At 52.0% G+C, this 1,240-nt stretch carries 3 protein-coding genes; all 3 read left to right on the plus strand.

What is annotated here, in order from left to right; genetic code table 11:
• Window positions 1–823: exodeoxyribonuclease VII large subunit (locus tag PLA23_RS12835; RefSeq protein WP_324475441.1), on the plus strand; the 823-nt coding region annotated here is incomplete at its 5' end.
• Window positions 807–992, plus strand: a complete 186-nt coding sequence (gene xseB, locus PLA23_RS12840; protein WP_324475442.1) for an exodeoxyribonuclease VII small subunit — start codon at window positions 807–809, stop codon at window positions 990–992. The genes PLA23_RS12835 and xseB, both read left to right, overlap by 17 nt.
• Window positions 989–1,240, plus strand: a 252-nt coding sequence (locus PLA23_RS12845) for a hypothetical protein (protein WP_324475443.1), incomplete at its 3' end; no start/stop codon positions are given. The genes xseB and PLA23_RS12845, both read left to right, overlap by 4 nt.

A 1,240-nucleotide genomic window follows, 5' to 3' on the forward strand; every position in this document is an offset into this window, starting at 1 on the left:
AACGGCCCATGAGGATATCGCACGTGCCATCATCAGAGTGCAGGATATGGTGGATGTGCTCATCGTCGGCAGAGGAGGGGGTAGTCATGAGGATCTCTTTGCGTTTAATCACCCCTGTGTGGTTGAGGCCATCGTCACTTGTCCGGTACCGGTAATAGCGGCTATCGGGCATGAAGTGGACATCACCCTTGCAGACCTTGCTGCGGATGTGAGCGCTTCCACACCATCGCATGCGGCAGAACAGTGTGTGCCGGACCGGGAGAGCGAACGGGATGCCCTGATGCATATGAAGAGACGGATGTCCCTTCAGCTGGTAAACCGTCTTGAATCAGCGCAGGAAGATCTCAATTATGTTCGTGACCGTCTTTCAATGGCCAGGCTTCTTCGTGAGATTAGGATTCGGCAGGAGGCTTTGGCCGATATCACCGACCGGATGATACGGGGAGCACAGAGTACCATGGATCGTGCCTCCTTCCAGCTTGCAGAACTCCGTGGCCGTCTTGAAGGGAGAAATCCGCTCGTATTTATCAGGCGTGAGATTCCCGAACGGAAAGCCTTTCTAAGCGAATTAAAAGAACGTCTCATATCCAGGGTGGAGGGCCGGCTCCAGACCGAGCGGGCATGTATCAGTTCATTATCCGCCATTATCAAAGCGAGAGGGCCGGATGCAATCTTTTCGGCAGGATACTGTATGGTCAGTTCGGCAGGAACGGTGATCAGATCCTGTACCCGGCTTGCACCCGGGGAGGTAATACAGATCCGGTTCATGGATGGGAAAGCAGATGCAACAGTAACACAGGTGTACCATGACAAAGAAGTATGAAGAGCTGATTGGTGAGTTAAAAGAGATCGTACGGAAGATGGAAGACAGCAGCACCAGCCTTGATGAGATGATCACCATGTATGAAGAGGGCATGGCACTGGTCAGACAATGTGAGGAGCGCCTTGCGGAAGCTGAGATAAAAATCACGGAACTGGGGCGGGAGTCATGAATGCTGTGCAACTCATGCTCATAGGTGTGCTTTTATCGTGTATCCTCTCTGCCGGATGCAGTAGTTACGCACCTCCGGAGCTCTCGCTTGTTCCGACCATCAAGCAGGTGAATGTGTCACCGGAATCACGTTCTATCACCTATGATGTGAGCGTTGATATTGAGAATACCGGATCGAACAATGCCTATGGTGTAGAAGTCATGGTACTGGTAAGTACTCCAAAGGATCTCCCCGAATACCGGTTTGTC

The sequence above is a fragment of the Methanospirillum sp. genome, assembly GCF_035406105.1.
GTDB lineage: Archaea > Halobacteriota > Methanomicrobia > Methanomicrobiales > Methanospirillaceae > Methanospirillum.

Excerpts from the sequence above, each read along its gene's own strand:
- xseB (WP_324475442.1), top strand. The coding sequence starts at position 807 with ATGACAAAGAAGTATGAAGAGCTGATTGGTGAGTTAAAAGAGATCGTA.